This is a genomic window from Cytobacillus sp. OWB-43, assembly GCF_034651445.1.
GTDB classification, from domain to species: Bacteria; Bacillota; Bacilli; order Bacillales; family Cytobacillaceae; genus Cytobacillus; species Cytobacillus kochii.
In genome coordinates, this window is record NZ_JAYEFF010000001.1 from 825,066 (window position 1) to 840,115 (window position 15,050).

General features: G+C 36.6%; 14 protein-coding genes, 1 pseudogene and 1 riboswitch. Of the genes and pseudogenes, 2 read left to right on the plus strand and 13 right to left on the minus strand.

The genetic code is table 11. The features are described from left to right. Nucleotides 1-966: 966 nt before the first annotated feature. Both U9M49_RS04105 and U9M49_RS04110 read right to left on the minus strand, forming a co-directional pair. A pseudogene (locus U9M49_RS04105) lies at nucleotides 967-1,365 on the minus strand (DMT family transporter); the annotation flags it as partial. A 190-nt stretch (nucleotides 1,366-1,555) separates the two neighbouring features. Continuing rightward, entirely contained in the window at nucleotides 1,556-2,599 is a 1,044-nt protein-coding gene (locus U9M49_RS04110; RefSeq protein ID WP_322909322.1) for an aspartate-semialdehyde dehydrogenase, read from the minus strand. A 125-nt stretch (nucleotides 2,600-2,724) separates the two neighbouring features. Here U9M49_RS04110 and U9M49_RS04115 point away from each other — a divergent pair, with 125 nt between their 5' ends. Together U9M49_RS04115 and U9M49_RS04120 are read left to right on the plus strand one after the other, a co-directional pair. Next, nucleotides 2,725-3,612 carry a LysR family transcriptional regulator gene (locus U9M49_RS04115; RefSeq protein WP_322909323.1) on the plus strand — a complete coding sequence of 296 codons (888 nt, stop codon included), beginning with the start codon at nucleotides 2,725-2,727 and terminating at the stop codon, nucleotides 3,610-3,612. An 825-nt stretch (nucleotides 3,613-4,437) separates the two neighbouring features. Then, the gene (locus U9M49_RS04120; protein WP_095373301.1) at nucleotides 4,438-4,725 is read left to right on the plus strand and encodes a SoxR reducing system RseC family protein; all 288 of its coding nucleotides are present in this window, start codon (nucleotides 4,438-4,440) and stop codon (nucleotides 4,723-4,725) included. A 43-nt stretch (nucleotides 4,726-4,768) separates the two neighbouring features. Here U9M49_RS04120 and U9M49_RS04125 read toward each other — a convergent pair whose 3' ends face one another. The 11 genes from U9M49_RS04125 to U9M49_RS04175 form a co-directional block, all read right to left on the minus strand. Beyond that, the gene (locus tag U9M49_RS04125; RefSeq protein ID WP_322909324.1) at nucleotides 4,769-5,650 is read right to left on the minus strand and encodes a sulfite exporter TauE/SafE family protein; all 882 of its coding nucleotides are present in this window, start codon (nucleotides 5,648-5,650) and stop codon (nucleotides 4,769-4,771) included. A 45-nt stretch (nucleotides 5,651-5,695) separates the two neighbouring features. Beyond that, on the minus strand, nucleotides 5,696-6,328 hold the full coding sequence (locus U9M49_RS04130) for an NAD(P)-dependent oxidoreductase (RefSeq protein WP_322909325.1): 633 nt from the start codon (nucleotides 6,326-6,328) through the stop codon (nucleotides 5,696-5,698). After that, on the minus strand, nucleotides 6,304-7,062 hold the full coding sequence (locus U9M49_RS04135; RefSeq protein WP_095373298.1) for a sirohydrochlorin chelatase: 759 nt from the start codon (nucleotides 7,060-7,062) through the stop codon (nucleotides 6,304-6,306). The genes U9M49_RS04130 and U9M49_RS04135 overlap by 25 nt, the downstream gene beginning before the upstream one ends. After that, on the minus strand, nucleotides 7,059-7,835 hold the full coding sequence (gene cobA / locus U9M49_RS04140) for a uroporphyrinogen-III C-methyltransferase (protein ID WP_095373297.1): 777 nt from the start codon (nucleotides 7,833-7,835) through the stop codon (nucleotides 7,059-7,061). Before cobA ends, U9M49_RS04135 begins: the two co-directional genes overlap by 4 nt. Before the next feature lie 13 nt (nucleotides 7,836-7,848). After that, complete coding sequence (locus U9M49_RS04145) at nucleotides 7,849-8,052, minus strand: DUF3906 family protein (RefSeq protein ID WP_095373296.1); 204 nt, start codon at nucleotides 8,050-8,052, stop codon at nucleotides 7,849-7,851. Further along, a complete protein-coding gene (locus U9M49_RS04150) occupies nucleotides 8,036-9,667 on the minus strand; it encodes a nitrite/sulfite reductase (RefSeq protein WP_095373295.1) in 1,632 nt (543 codons plus the stop codon). Before U9M49_RS04150 ends, U9M49_RS04145 begins: the two co-directional genes overlap by 17 nt. A gap of 3 nt (nucleotides 9,668-9,670) precedes the next feature. After that, nucleotides 9,671-10,276, minus strand: a complete 606-nt coding sequence (gene cysC, locus U9M49_RS04155; RefSeq protein ID WP_322909326.1) for an adenylyl-sulfate kinase — start codon at nucleotides 10,274-10,276, stop codon at nucleotides 9,671-9,673. Nucleotides 10,277-10,282: 6 nt separating this feature from the next. Then, on the minus strand, nucleotides 10,283-11,437 hold the full coding sequence (gene sat / locus U9M49_RS04160; protein ID WP_322909327.1) for a sulfate adenylyltransferase: 1,155 nt from the start codon (nucleotides 11,435-11,437) through the stop codon (nucleotides 10,283-10,285). A gap of 14 nt (nucleotides 11,438-11,451) precedes the next feature. After that, a complete protein-coding gene (locus U9M49_RS04165; RefSeq protein WP_322909328.1) occupies nucleotides 11,452-12,171 on the minus strand; it encodes a phosphoadenylyl-sulfate reductase in 720 nt (239 codons plus the stop codon). 163 nt (nucleotides 12,172-12,334) lie between these two features. Then, nucleotides 12,335-12,439: riboswitch (SAM riboswitch) on the minus strand. Between the two features lie 441 nt (nucleotides 12,440-12,880). Then, the gene (locus U9M49_RS04170) at nucleotides 12,881-13,819 is read right to left on the minus strand and encodes a hydroxymethylglutaryl-CoA lyase (RefSeq protein ID WP_322909329.1); all 939 of its coding nucleotides are present in this window, start codon (nucleotides 13,817-13,819) and stop codon (nucleotides 12,881-12,883) included. A gap of 12 nt (nucleotides 13,820-13,831) precedes the next feature. Beyond that, nucleotides 13,832-15,043: a CaiB/BaiF CoA transferase family protein gene (locus U9M49_RS04175; protein WP_307313966.1), complete on the minus strand. Its 1,212-nt coding sequence runs from the start codon at nucleotides 15,041-15,043 to the stop codon at nucleotides 13,832-13,834. Nucleotides 15,044-15,050 lie beyond the last annotated feature (7 nt).

The following is a 15,050-nucleotide window of genomic DNA, read 5'->3' on the forward strand; positions in this document are numbered from 1 at the left end:
CTCCCTTCACTAGTTTTGCTCAACAATGTGTTTTTCACACAATGATTCGTTTATTACCTACAATTAAACGATTGAACGAAGTTAATTGAGGATTAACGTTATCGTTTCTTATCCTCTTCCACCATCGTGAATTTCTTAATTGAATACCCTTTAGTTCATTTTAAGAAACCATAATGATTGCTTGAGTAATTTATACTCATTGATGGGGCCCAGTAGCAAAACGCAAACTTGTTCACTTATATCATCAGAAATGCTAACAAACGCTAACATTGGTTCTGATGTAAGCTATGCTCTTCCTCTTAACCACATTCTTTTACTATCTTACAAAATTGCTTGGCATTAATGTCGATACAGGGATGTCTTTATGTTTCACTTTTCATTTCCTTTTTTAGCCTGCTTCCTTATCTAAATAACAATAGATAGTTCTACGAAGAAATCCCCCCATTTAAGCAACATCCTTTATAGGGAGGCCGTTTGCCAAATTTGTTTTCTGCATTACTATTTCTTCCTTTCTAATTTTACTGATTTTCAGCCTCATCTACTTCTAACCTTCGCTGCTATCCTTCAGCTTGCTGAATGTTCTTGAATAAGGTTTCGTTCCGGAGAGATTCCTCAAATCCTTTTCTTTCCTCTTTTAATCCACTCATTTGTCAGTTAAGATTTCTTCACAACCATGACTTTTTAAAGCTCTATTGCAAGTCCAACTTCTGAAGACCAGTTGATAGACAAGCTAACTATTTTCATAGAGAACCACCATTTCTAATTATTCCCAAAAATAATTGTACCATAACTTGATGCAATGGTATTAAGGAAACATAGATTTATTAACAGAGTTAATGTGAATTATTTGCAATAAAATATAGAAAACTAGATTACAAAATATTTTCTACAGAAAAAGATGACTTTCCGGACTGAACTCAATAATAAAATAATCTTCTATTTGTATATTTCATTTTCTCTTTTCGGTTATTTATCTCTCTTTATATGAATGAACAAACCCCCAAATAGCGTTAAGATTCCTCCTATAACAGAAACGGTAGTCGGTACCTCTCCAAGCCAAACCCAAGCGATCACAAATGTAAGAGCTGGTGTTAAGTAAAGGGAGCTTGTCGCCTCTGAAGCTCCTACCCGAGATGTTACATAAACTAATACAAGATAAGGAATAACCGTAGGAAAGAGACCTAAGTACAAAATGCTATAGGGAGGATCTTATTATTTCCTGACCCAGTCCCGGGAGATAGAAAAGCATAAAAAATGTACCTGCCAAATCGTATATGTAGTAAAAGCAAGAAATCCATACTTTATTAAATACCGCTTTTGAAAAACGAAGTATAAACTTTCTGAAAAGGATGCTAAGAGAATCATTCGTGAATTAGTAAAGTGTTAATAAAAAATCCTCTTCCAATAGAAAATTGGTTGAGGATTTTTGTTTACGCTTCCTGTCTGTTGATTTTTGAAGTCTTTATTATATTCCTTAATCTTTTTATACAATTTACAATTAAACAGATTCTGGTGTTGCTATTATTGTTATTGTTCCATTTCAAGTAGGTTGAGATCAAATGATATCTTTTTCGACCATTGTCAATACAATCTGGACTGAATTCCAAGCAGCCCCTTTTAATAAATTATCTGATACAATCCAGAGGTGGAAACCATATGGATTGTCAGGGTCTTTTCGAACTCTTCCAACAAACGTTTCTGTTTTTCCTACCGCGTAAATAGGCATTGGATATAGTTGATTACTTGGAGAATCCTGCAAAACAACGCCCGGTGCCGAAGATAATACTTCTCTCATTTCATCAACAGTTGCTACTCGTTCTAATTCAATATAAACAGATTCAGAGTGCCCTGTTACAACTGGCACTCTGACACAAGTCGCAGCCATTTTTAGGTTAGAATCTTCGAATATCTTCTTCGTTTCTTGAATTATCTTTACCTCTTCAAAGGTGTAATCATTTTCAGTAAATACATCTACTTGCGGGATTACATTATAAGCAATTGGATAATGTTTCTTATCTTTTTTTGCAGGCATTATAGAAGCGGTAGCCTCCTCACCCGCGAGTAAACTCATTGATTGATCTTTTAACTCATTGATGGCATGTATTCCAGTTCCTGATACAGCTTGATATGTAGAGACAATAATTCTTTCTAAACCAAATAATCTTCTAATTGGCTGAAGTGCTGTCACCATTTGTAAAGCAGAACAATTGGGTACTGCAATAATCCCCTTGTGTCTAATAAGAGTATGTGCATTCACTTCTGGAACAACAAGTGGGACTTCACTTGACATACGATATTCGCTAGTATTATCAATCACCACTGCGCCACTTTCGACCGCGAATCTTACTAATTGTCTGGAAACTTCTCCGCCAGCACTAAAAAATGCAATATCAACATCCTTAAAGCTTGCTTCATCCGCTTCCTTAATGATGATTTCTTGACCTTTAAAAGAAATTTTCTTACCAGCAGATCGCTTCGATGAAAGAAGAGTGATTTCGTTTATATTAAATTCAGTTATTTGCTCCAGTAAGTTAATAATTTTCTGGCCAACTGCACCAGTAGCACCTACAACAGCGATATGATAGCTCTTTTTCCTCATATTATTCTCCTCCGTTAATTAATTTTAAGAAGTGGAATAGGTCCATTTTTTTATTCCTACTTTTACTATAATGGAAGAGTTATTATTTGATAAATTGAAATATATGATATAATCATTCATAAATTATGATACTAAAAAGAGGTTTAGCTATGGAGATGAGACATGTTAAGACTTTCTGTGCTGTTGTTAAATATGGTGGATTCTCAAAAGCAGCGCGTGAATTAGATTATGCACAATCCACTGTAACAACGCATATTAAAGCTTTGGAGAACGACTTACAATCTCCACTTTTCGATCGGTTAGGGAAAAAAGTACTTTTAACAAAATCGGGGCATCATTTTCATCCTTATGCGTTAGAGTTACTTGCGATTTACGAAAAAGCACAAGAAATCCCAAAAGATAGCAACCATCCTGAAGGTACGCTTACGATTACTGCGAATGAATCTTTAGCTGTTTATCGATTACCAAATATACTACAAAAATATAAACAGATAAATCCTAAAGTGAATATTGTTCTTGAGACGGGAACAAATGAACAAGCAATTAAGAAGCTGAGAGATGGAGAAACAGATATCATTTTTTTGATTGGACAATCAATGGAGTACGATGAGCTCATTACGACTCCTTTGTTTGATGAGACCTTAGGTTGGGTTTTACCGGCTGACTTAGCTTCATGTAAAAATCCATTAAAGATATTAAAGGATTATCAGTTTATCTATACAGAGAGAAATTGTGGGTACAGATCCATGGTGGATAATTACATACGTATGAGTGGACAGATGCCTGACAGAACATTTGAAAGTTCAAGTATTGAAGTTATTAAACAATCAGTTTTGTGTGGGTTGGGCCTTGCTATTCTTCCTTATATTGTTGTGAAAGAAAATTGTAACAATAACGAACTAATCTTTAAGCCAATTGAAGCATCACAACTTATTAAAAGTAATGTGATTTATCATAAATCCAGATGGATCTCTCCAGTACTACAATCTTTTCTTAGTATATTAGAAAAGTAGAGTAATTTAATGTATGATTAAATACTATTATTTTTTCAAACAGTTAGTAACGATTTTAAAGAGCCTTACTATGTATAAAATGTAGTAGGGCTCTTTAAAATCGTTAAGTTAAATAACCAAAATCGACTTTTTTAATATCAAATTTGCTTAGCGTATGTTTTCCGCGTATTGCTACCAGGCCCCCTTGATTTGGATGAGACCAATGTCCTCTAAAATATAATGAACTCGTACTCAAAAAAATCAGTAATATGATAATAATTAGCCCAATCTACTTCAGAGTATGTAAAATTACTCTCATCTATAATCACTATAAATATTTTTTATATCTAATGATTTAAACACTTCGATCGGAGCAACTCCACTATTAATAATAACAGTATCATTCATCTACTTTGAAAATTATTGTATCTTGATCAATATTAGTTACTATAAAATTATTATGTAAACTAATCCTCCTTCAGATTGTCATGTATACAAAAAATTATTACAGTGAAGCAAATAAGGATAAATTACCGGATTAGGTGTAAATTTTGTATAATAATAAATTTTATTAGATGATAGTCCCGATAATTTTGTAATAATATCCTTTTTAAAGTATAATTATGCATCGTAGTTTTCCATAAACAAAGGAATTATACTTGCTTTTTTCAACATGTGTTGTAGTAATATCTTTAATATCAGTTTACAATTTACACTTATTGTAAAAAAGGGGTCAAACTGAATAAAATATATCCTCTAAAGTATTTAGTCCATTTTTATAGTATTATAGTCTAAAAGGTTTGCCGCTTACATAAAGTGGATATGTCATAAGAAAGGAGAATTTACATGAAGACGATAGAGATAAAAAGATTTTCTGTTGGTAGTGTTGTAAAAAGCACATTGTACTTATTATTTATCCCCATTATTGGGATGATTATTTTCGGATTATTTTCTTCCTTATTATTGTTTACCGAAGATGGTGTCATCGCCTTTACTGGCATTTTATTTATGCTTTTATTATCTGTATTGTATGCGGCCATTTATTTTGGCATACTTGCACTCATGACCGTTATTTATAATTGGTTAGCTGGAAAGTTTGGTGGCTTGACGATGGTAATTGAAGAGAAAGAGTAAAGAAACTAGGCTGGGATCATTTCATCCCAGCCTTACTGGTGTTTTAAGAGTTTAAATGTAGCATTTTTTTATGGTAGATTCGAATGATTGTAAAGATAATTGCTGTTACCCATATGATTGCGACAGCACTATACACAATGGGATGAATCTCTTCATTACTAATCCATGTTTGTACAATTGTTTGAATGTTAATGAGAATGATGAATCCTCCAACAAGCACCCCCATTAATTGTGGATTTAATTTCTGTACAAGCCAAGCAGCGATAGGTGCTGCAATCACACCCCCTACCATGAGTGCTCCCACCCAAAGCCAATTTACCTCGTGCCATCCTAAAGAAATAAGAAAACCAATGGATGCAGAAAGGGCAATCGCAAATTCACTTGTGTCAACAGTCCCAACAACTTTCCTTGGGCTTACCCCTTTTTTTGAAAGCAATACTGGTGTTGTAACTGGACCCCAACCGCCACCACCTGTGGCATCAGCAAATCCGGCTATAAAACCTAAAGGAATCGATTGCTTTTTACTGAGATTGATCGATGACTTGTGGCTACTTTCCTTATATTTAAATAAAAATCGTATAAAGATAAAAACACCTAATAGTAAAAGGAAAAGGGCAATATATGGCTTAGCTAAATCACCTGGGATATTACTTAAAAATGTGGCACCTAAGAACGCACCAATGGAACCAGGGATGATTAACTTAAATACTGTTTGTTTATCTACATTGCCAAATTTAATATGTGAGATACCTGAAGCGGCAGTAGTGACAACTTCAGCAAGATGTACCGATGCGGAAGCAACGGCAGGTACAATGCCAAAAGCAAGTAAAAGCGATGTAGAAGTCACTCCGTATGCCATTCCAAGAGCACCATCAATTAACTGTGCGAATAAACCAATAAAAATAAAAAGCAATAAATTTTTCATGGGTAACACCTCTTTCGTTAAATAAAAAAAGACAAAATCTATTTTCTAGATTTTGCCTTCGGTTGACCGAACAGCAGCTATATGTAATGCTTCTAAGCTCTCTCTTTGTTGTTTATTATTTACACGGAATTCATCTGCTAGTACCTCTTGTAAATAGTCATTTTTTTCAATCTTACTTATAGGCAATTTTTTAACCAACTGCCTATATTCGGCAAGAAACGCTGTATACTCCGTCCAACTTTCATCAAATTGTTTACTTAATTGTTGTTTTAATGCTCTTGTTAACTTTGGACTACTGCCATTTGAAGTAACCGCTACTTGCAGATGCCCTCTCGTTACAGTAGCGGGGAAGATTGTATTGCCATCCGTTAATTCATCTACTACACAAACTAACTTTTGCTGGGTTAATATTTCGCCAAAATGGTTATTAATCGCTCGATTATTGGTGGCGAGAATACAAAGAAACGCATCCTCGAAATCAGCCAATTCGACCTCTCTTTCTATGCATTGAAAATGATTTTGTTGCGCTAATTTCAAGACTTCATTTGAAAATGCAGGTGCGATAAAAGTAATATTGGCTCCTTGTTCTAATAAAACTTTCGCTTTGCGTGCGGCAATCTTCCCACCTCCCGCAATGACAATTGCCTTATTACTTAAATCAATAACGAGTGGTTGCAATCTTCTGGGCCCCCTTTATTTAAATATTGCATCAATCGAAGTTGTATGTTGGAGATGCGACTTAACGGTTCAATGATGAAAGTTTGATCTCCTAAAGCTCTTTTTTGTTCGGTGAATTGCTGCAATTCATCTAGTAATAACCCTGAAAATAATAAGTAAGGGATAATAATTACTCTATTATTTGTACGATTCTGTGATAAATGGTAGCCCTCTTCAAGTCGAGGAGTGGCTGCAGCAAGAAAGCAGGAGGTCACGTTATTCACAGCTAACCTTTCCTTTAACCCAGTTGTAATTAAGTGGAAATCCTTATAAATGTTCATATCGCTACTTCCACGTCCTACTACAAGTAAATGATCTGTTTCGGTAATGGGAGAATATTTTTCGTTTATTAAATCAGTTATTCCGTCTAAAATATAGCTCTGGACGCCAAAAGGTGGATGCAAATTGATTTTAATAGCTGAAAAGCGCTTCTTCAATAATAGTAGAAGGCCAGGAATATCCTTCTTGTAATGCCCTCCTTTTAATAAAAGTAACGGAATGACATCAATTTCCCGTGCTCCTTGATGAACACAAGCTTCTATTCCTTGCTCAATCGTTGGGGCACATATTTCTAAATAGGACCATTCTTGTATAGGGACATTTACTTGTTTCATGATGGTCTGCAAAAAACCTTCTACTTCCCGTATCCCTTTTTTTGACCTTGTGCCGTGAGCAATATAAAGGATGGCTTTCATTCGCTATGTACCTTCTGAAGGGCTGAGCCATTTTCAATATACCAGTTCAGTTCGTCTCGTAGTTTAACGACCTCCCCAATAATAATCATACTTGGATTGATGATTGCTTCTTCTTCCGCTAAGTTTACAATCGATTTTAAATTTCCAGTTATCGTCCGTTGTTTTAATGTTGTTCCCCACTCCACAATAGCAATTGGGGTATCACTATTTTTTCCGCTTTTAATAAGATGATCGACAATGACAGGCAATTGTGAAACACCCATATATATACAAAGTGTATCAACCCCATGTGCTAAGTGATGCCATTTTTGGTCAGCAACTGAGTCACCCGCTTGATGACCGGTAATAAATGCAAAGCTTTGACTGATTTGCCGATGGGTGACAGGAATGCCGGCATAGCTCGCAGCGCCAATGCCAGCAGTAATCCCAGGAATCACTTCAAATGGAACACGATGTTTCACACATTCAAGGGCCTCTTCTCCTCCACGACCAAACACGAAGGGGTCCCCACCTTTTAGGCGAACAACTGCTAATCCTTTTTTTGCATATTTCACGAGGAAATTGTTGATCGTTTCTTGTTTCATCGTATGATAATGAGGAAGCTTCCCACAATAAATCAATTGTGCCTCTTCTCTCGCAAATGATAAAATTTCCTGATTGACTAGTCGGTCATATAAAATTACATCCGCTTGCTGAATTTTTTTTATTGCTTTTAATGTAAGTAATTCAGGATCACCACAGCCTGCACCAACAAGGTAAACATAACCCTTCATTTATCCGCCTCCATTATTCATCTAATATAAAACCGATTTTTTTCGTTATTCGTTTCTTTTCTCTTAACGTGACCTCGTCTATTTCTGGCAATTTTAAATAATATTTTTCTAGTTCAATATCTAATTGGGTAAATGCTTCATCATCAGAATCAGCTACAATGACTGCTGGAATTTCCTTATTTACCAATGACAATTCAAACCTATATAGAAAGGCCATCTTTATGATTCTCCAATACAATATTTAGTTGATCTTGCAAAGATTGTGTGCCATTTCTTTGTACAAAAGTATAAAAGTTCTCACCTGCCATTTTTTCTTTATTAAAAAAATGTAGTAGATGTTCAAGTGTATCTGTGAGGAAGTTGGCTGGTACTTTTCCTTTTAACTTTTTGTTAAACTCTCCGCCAGATTCTAACGTTCCTCCAACATACACTTCATAAGCTTCTTCCATTTCCTTATTCTTGTTTCGTACCATCACACCTTGTAAACCGATATCGGCTATTTGCCGTTGACCGCAGGAATTCGGACAACCGATCATATGCATGCGTACCGGAACATCAACAGTTAAGCGACGATCGAGTTCTTCTGCAATTTGGCGCATTCTTTCCTTTGTCTCAACTAAGGCTAAGTTACAAAATTGGATACCTGTGCAAGAAACGGAATGTCCGATGAAAGAATTCGGATTCACTGTAATTCTATTAAAAATGGGCTCGGCTAGTAGCGATTCTACATGTTCTTCTGGGATATGTGGAATAATCAAGTTCTGTGAATTACATGTTCTAATTTCACCTTGACCATATTGATCAGAGATTCGAACAAGTTCAAATACTTCATCAGCTGTTAAACGGCCGACAGGTACATTAAAACCGATGAACTTAAGCCCTGATTGTTTCTGATCATGGACGCCATAGAAATACCCTGCATTCCATTTCTTCACGGGTTCAACTCCTTTAGAAGGCAATTCCCCTGTATATTCTTCAAGTTTTTCTTTAAATTTCTCTACACCCCAGTCAGCAATTAAAAACTTTAATCTAGCACGATGACGTTTATCTCGATAACCGTAATCTCTAAATATTGTCGTTACGGCAATAGCAATCTGCAACACTTGCTCTTTTTCTACAAATATATCAACGGTTTCTGCCAGAAAAGGCTTAGCAGATAGGCCTCCCCCTACTTTTAAATGAAAGCCTTGTTTTACTTCACCATCAATGTTTTTTTCAGCCGGTGTAAAAGAGACACAGTTAATTTCTGCATTAGCGGCGTTGTGTAAGTTTGTACTGATAGACATCTTATATTTTCTTGGTAAATTCGAAAATTCCTCATTAAATTGAAAATACTCATACACTTCTTTGACAATATCTCTCGTATCAAATAATTCGTCAGGGTCGATGCCTGCAATCGGATTTCCGACTATATTCCTCGTTATATCCCCACATGCACCAGCACTGGAAAGGCCAACACTTTCTAGTCTTGTAAAAATATCAGGGATTTCCTCAATTGTTAACCAGTGAAATTGAATCGCTTGTCGCGTCGTAATGTCGAAAATCCCGCGACCATAATCTTTGGCAATACCAGCAAGAATATTCGCTTGTTCCTTCGTTAAAATTCCTGAAGGTACATTTACGCGCATCATAAAATAACCTGCTTCTTTAGGCTTTTGCAAATACAAGCCTGCCCATTTGAAAAGATCCCATTGGTCTTTAGGAATAGACGAGAAGCCATTCTTTGCATAATGTGGAATGTCTTCATAAATTTTCAGTCCATCTTTTTCGAGTTTAGCTATTTCGCTTTTGTTTAGTTTTTCATTATTTGACCAATGCTTTGTATAAGCCATTGCCTACAACTCCTTAATGATTTGTTGTTGTTGTAAAAACGATAGTATTTCAGTTATTGCTTCCTCAACTGATAACCGGTCGGACCTAATAGTTAAATCCGGATGTTTAGGAGGCTCATAAGGTGAATCGATTCCGGTGAAGTTTTTTATTTCACCTCTTCGCGCTTTCTCGTATAATTTCTTCGGGTCTCTTTTCTCACATTCTGCTAACGGGCAGTCAATAAATATTTCAAAAAATTCATTGGAAGCAAACTGTTCACGTACACAATCACGGTCTGCAGAAAATGGTGAGATGAATGCCGTAACAACAATTGTTCCACTATCAACAAACAGTTTAGCTACTTCCCCAATACGGCGGATATTTTCTGTACGATCTTTTTCAGTAAAGCCTAAGTCTGCATTTAGACCATGTCTGATATTATCTCCATCAAGCACATATTCCTTTATGCCCTTCTCAAATAGTTTGGCTGATAAGGCATTCGCTAAAGTTGATTTACCAGAACCTGATAATCCTGTAAACCATAATGTGCAACTGCTATGTTGCTGTTTACTACGGCGCTCGTCTTTTGTAATCACGGCATCATGCCAAGTAAGGTTACGATTCGTCATATTCATTCACCCTCTCGTAACCGTTGCATCTGACTTTAATCCGTTAATCAATACATCAATCACTTCTTTACGACTAAATGTGGAAGGTGGCTGTTCACCCTTACTTAATAGCTCTCGTACTTTTGTACCAGATAAAATTACACGATCTTCCATTTCATGAGGACAAGTTTTATCTGAAGCCATTCCCTCGCAACGGTGACAATAGAAACTATGTTCAAAGAACAACGGTGTAATACCCAGCTCTTCTTTCGTAAAGTTGTGGAAAATTTCTTGGGCATCGTATGTACCATAATAATTGCCAACACCAGCATGGTCTCGCCCAACAATAAAATGTGTACACCCGAAGTTTTTTCTAGCGATAGCGTGAAAGATGGCTTCCCTCGGCCCAGCATATCTCATTGCTGCTGGGTATACACCGAGGTGAACACGTTCACGAGGGAAATATTCTTTTAAAAGAATGCGATAACTTTCTAAACGAATAGTTGCCGGGATATCATCCGCTTTCGTTTCACCGACTAAAGGGTTCACAAATAAGCCATCGACAGTCTCAAGGGCGGCCTTTTGAATATACTCATGGGCACGATGAATCGGGTTACGTGTTTGAAAGCCAACAATCGATTGCCAACCTTTTTCTACAAACAAAGCCCTAGTGTCTTTTGGCTCTAACCAAACATCTGTAAAGTCTTTTTTCTCAGGTTTTCTTATAAGGGTGATCTCACCAGCTACGTAATGATTGCCTCTTTCAAAAAGTCGTTTCACACCTGGATGCTCATGGTCGTTAGTTTGATAAACATGATGTGCCTCTATCTCTAAATCTGGTCTAAACCATTCCGACACTGTGATGACTCCATAAGTTGTATTCTCGAAATCCAAGCGATATTGTTCCCCTTTATCGAGTTGTTCTGCAACCGATAGATCAACAGGTAATGTAATGGGAATTGACCAAACCGTGCCATCACTTAATCTCATTTTTTTCACGACAGATTCATAATCTTCTTTGCCTAAGAAACCGGTTAGTGGGCTAAATAGGCCAATAGCAATCAACTCTAAATCACTTAATGCAATTCGGTCGATTGCGATTGTTTTTGTCACTTTAGCTAGATCGAATTGTGGTTCATATTTTTGAATTAATGTTCCTCCATGTGGACTAGGTAAGCTCATTTGTTTACTCCTTTTTATGAATTAGTATGCAAGCCGCATTCTGTTTTCGTTAAGCCTTGCCAACGACCCGCGCGGGAATCAGCGTCTTCATTTGTTGGTTGCGTGCAAGGAAAACACCCAATACTCGGATAGTTCACATCATGTAAAGCATTATAGGGTAATTGTTTTTCTTTGATATAATCCCAGACATCTTTCGTGCGCCAATGAATAAGTGGACAAATTTTGATGTTTGTGAATTTCTCATCCTTGTTCACAAAATTAGTATGCTTTCTTGTGGGTGACTGTTCGCGCCTAAGACCTGAAATCCACGCTTTTTTTCCCACCATTGCTTCTTGTAAAGGTAGTATTTTACGTATTTGACAGCATTGATTCGGATCTTTTTTCCACAATGCCGACTCGTAACGAGCGGCTTGTTCATCTAATGTTAAATGAGGTTTTTTCATTTCAACTTGAAGCGCTGGAAAACGTTTTTTTATATCTTCAATCACTTGATAAGTTTCAGGAAAGTGTAAATCCGTATCAAGAAAAACCAACTTAGCCTCTCTTTTGATTTGCGTAATTAAGTCGATAAGGACGATGGCTTCGGCACCAAAACTAGAAGCATACACAATTTCATCCTCGTTGTACGTGTGATAGGCCCACTCTAGAACAGACAAAGCGCCTTTCGAGTGATCATCGGTAGTAAAGCTTGCAGAAATATCCTGCCAGTTCTCATAAGTAATCGCCTGTTGCATTTCATCCCTCCTTTTCCGATAAAAAAAGACGGCATTTCCCCATTGAAGGAAAATGTCCGCCTTTAGTTGTCTAATCAGCGAATGACTATTATTTTTTAAGAATCACCTCTTATACAAAAAACACCTTTTCAATAAGAAAAGGTGTGAGATAACGATTCATGACACCTTATCTTTCAAAATGAATCAACATTTTGCTGGAATTAGCACCTTGCATTAAGCAGGTTGCCGGGTTTCATCGGGCCAGTCCCTCCACCTCTCTGGATAAGAAAATATTGGATAAGATAAATCCTAACATACTATCAATAAAAGTCAATACAAAAATCTAATTTTTATGATTTGTCAGAATCATTTAATTGAAACTCATGAATATACATAAACGTTAAGAAAAAGTTAATTTCTTCTGAGAGCGCTTCTCAAATATCCTCATAAAAGAAATAACGTTTTATAAAGGATGTAACTGCCGTTAATAATTAGTTAAAGATATAGTAAAAAACATGGTATGAGCTTCTCTTTTGATGGTCTCAATTGTTCTTTGAAATTAAAATCGAAAATAATCATATTAGGAGAATTATATACTGCATTTACAACTAAAAGATTTCCTCCAAAAGCTGCCCTTGAAAAATTAAAGACATAATACTTCTCACTTAGCTAAAAGTAAAATTCAATCTATCTTCATTCTCTTAAAGGAGGATTAATAAGAATAGAAGTTTTATCCCAACTTTTCTTGGGTTTTTGGAGCTAGGTGTAAGTCAGAACATTTACCAGCCTTCAAAATAAAGCTATCAGAATATTCAGGATATTTAATCTCTATTTTTTTTCCTAGCTTAATGACTTTATCCAAATCTACACCTGTTGAAATACCCATCTCTTCAAAACCATGAATAAGGTCTTCAGAGGAGATATTTCCAGTGGCGTTTGGTGCATAAGGGCAGCCACCTAGTCCAGCAATCGAGCTATCAAAATCCCGAACACCCATTTCATAGCCTGCTACGGCATTGGCAAAAGCCATACCTCTCGTATTATGCAAATGTAAGGATAAGGATAATTCTGGGAATTTACTAGTGAGATGCCCAATAATGCGCTTAACTTTTACCGGATTCGCCATCCCTGTTGTATCAGCTAACGATAACTGGTATATTCCCATATCTATATATCTTTTGCAAATCTCTTCAATTCTTACCAAAGGTACATCCCCTTCGTAAGGACATCCAAATATGACAGAAATGCTGCCTGATACACCCATAGAAGCTTCTGTTGCGCGTTTTACTAGAGGTTCAAAACCTTTCATTGCATCGAACGTTTTGCTATTAGCGTTACTGATACTGTGGGAATCTGTTGCTGAAAGCATTAGTTTTACTTTATCTACTTCTGCTTCAATCGCTCTTTCTAATCCTCGTAAATTCGGGACAAGCGCACGTAGTTTTACCCCTTGCTTGCGCTTTATTTTTTGCAGTACTTCAGCAGCGTCCGACAGCTGAGGAATTGCTTTTGGGTGAACAAAAGATGTGACCTCAATTTGCTTGAAACCACAGCTAATCATTGAATTAATCAATTCGACCTTTTCTTCTGTAGGAATGATTTCTGCCAGACTTTGAAAGCCATCGCGGGGGCAAACTTCAGAAATAATGACCTCTTCTTTCAAATTCATGTTTTTCCCTCCTTAGATTACGTTATTTTCTTTTAAAATCTCAATTTCTTCATGATTATAATTAAGAATGCCAGAAAGGATTTCCTCATTGTTCTCTCCCAAATCTGGGCCTACATTTCGAACAGCCCCAGGTGTCTCAGAGAATTTAGGGATGATACCAGGCATTTTTATTTTTCCTAGACGAGGGTGGTCAACCTCTATGATATTTTGTCGTTCTTTATAGTGAGTGTCTTCGAAGATATCTTTAATACTATATATTGGACTAATTGGGACCCCATAGTCATCTAGCAGATTCTGCAATTCTTCTCTATTAAATTGTTTCACCCAATCGGCAACAATTCCGTTTGTTTCCTCAAATCGGCTAAGGCGGGCGGCATTATTATGATATCGCTCATCTTCAAGCATATCTTCCCTGCCCATTGCAGCTGCTAAACGTTCAAATGTACGATCAGAGCTAGTGACAAGAGACATCCAGTGACCATCTTTTGTTTGAAATGTTCCTGCCGGACTGGAGTGTCCGCTCAAACCTGGCGTACGCTCTTTCACGATTTGCTTTTGATCATATTCCGCAATAAGAAATTCCATCATTCTAAACATAGATTCATATAATCCGATATCAATATATTGTCCTTCCCCTTGTTCTGCTGTATCACGATGATATAGACCTGTAACCGTTGCAAAAGCAACGTAAATACCCGTCACATAATCTGTTAATGAAAAAGACGGACTAATGGGAGGTCGATCCGTGTATCCATGTAAATAAGTAAATCCACTATAGGCAGTCGCTGGTGTACCAAATCCTGCTTTGCTGGCATTTGGACCTGTCTGACCATACCCTGTAACCCTTGTCATGATTAAGTTCGGATTCTCTTTCTTTAAATTTTCGTATCCAACCCCCCATTTTTCCAACGTTCCTGGTCTGAAGTTTTCTATTACTACATCTGACACTCTAACAAGCTTTCTTAAAATTTCTTTCCCTTCTTCTTTATGCAAATCTAAAGTAAGTGATTTTTTATTTCTTGCTAAAGCTGGCCACCTTAATGGTTCATCCTCACGAAAAGGACCCATGCCTCTTAATGTATCCCCTTTACCGGGAATCTCTACTTTAATAACCTCAGCTCCAAAATCCCCTAGTAATGTAGCGCCAAAAGGTGCCGCAATCATTGTAGACAAATCTAACACTCTCTTACCAGTTAGAGGGCCATATTTCTGTTTATTATTCATTACTTTT

Coding starts and splice junctions, on each gene's coding strand:
- U9M49_RS04135 (WP_095373298.1), bottom strand. CDS start 7,062: ATGAAAGCCATCCTTTATATTGCTCACGGCACAAGGTCAAAAAAAGGG.
- U9M49_RS04110 (WP_322909322.1), bottom strand. CDS start 2,599: ATGAGGAAAAAGAGCTATCATATCGCTGTTGTAGGTGCTACTGGTGCA.
- U9M49_RS04145 (WP_095373296.1), bottom strand. CDS start 8,052: ATGGCCTTTCTATATAGGTTTGAATTGTCATTGGTAAATAAGGAAATT.
- cobA (WP_095373297.1), bottom strand. CDS start 7,835: ATGAAGGGTTATGTTTACCTTGTTGGTGCAGGCTGTGGTGATCCTGAA.
- U9M49_RS04170 (WP_322909329.1), bottom strand. CDS start 13,819: ATGAATTTGAAAGAAGAGGTCATTATTTCTGAAGTTTGCCCCCGCGAT.
- sat (WP_322909327.1), bottom strand. CDS start 11,437: ATGAGCTTACCTAGTCCACATGGAGGAACATTAATTCAAAAATATGAA.
- U9M49_RS04115 (WP_322909323.1), top strand. CDS start 2,725: ATGATACTAAAAAGAGGTTTAGCTATGGAGATGAGACATGTTAAGACT.
- U9M49_RS04125 (WP_322909324.1), bottom strand. CDS start 5,650: ATGAAAAATTTATTGCTTTTTATTTTTATTGGTTTATTCGCACAGTTA.
- U9M49_RS04165 (WP_322909328.1), bottom strand. CDS start 12,171: ATGCAACAGGCGATTACTTATGAGAACTGGCAGGATATTTCTGCAAGC.
- cysC (WP_322909326.1), bottom strand. CDS start 10,276: ATGACGAATCGTAACCTTACTTGGCATGATGCCGTGATTACAAAAGAC.
- U9M49_RS04120 (WP_095373301.1), top strand. CDS start 4,438: ATGAAGACGATAGAGATAAAAAGATTTTCTGTTGGTAGTGTTGTAAAA.
- U9M49_RS04150 (WP_095373295.1), bottom strand. CDS start 9,667: ATGGCTTATACAAAGCATTGGTCAAATAATGAAAAACTAAACAAAAGC.
- U9M49_RS04175 (WP_307313966.1), bottom strand. CDS start 15,043: ATGAATAATAAACAGAAATATGGCCCTCTAACTGGTAAGAGAGTGTTA.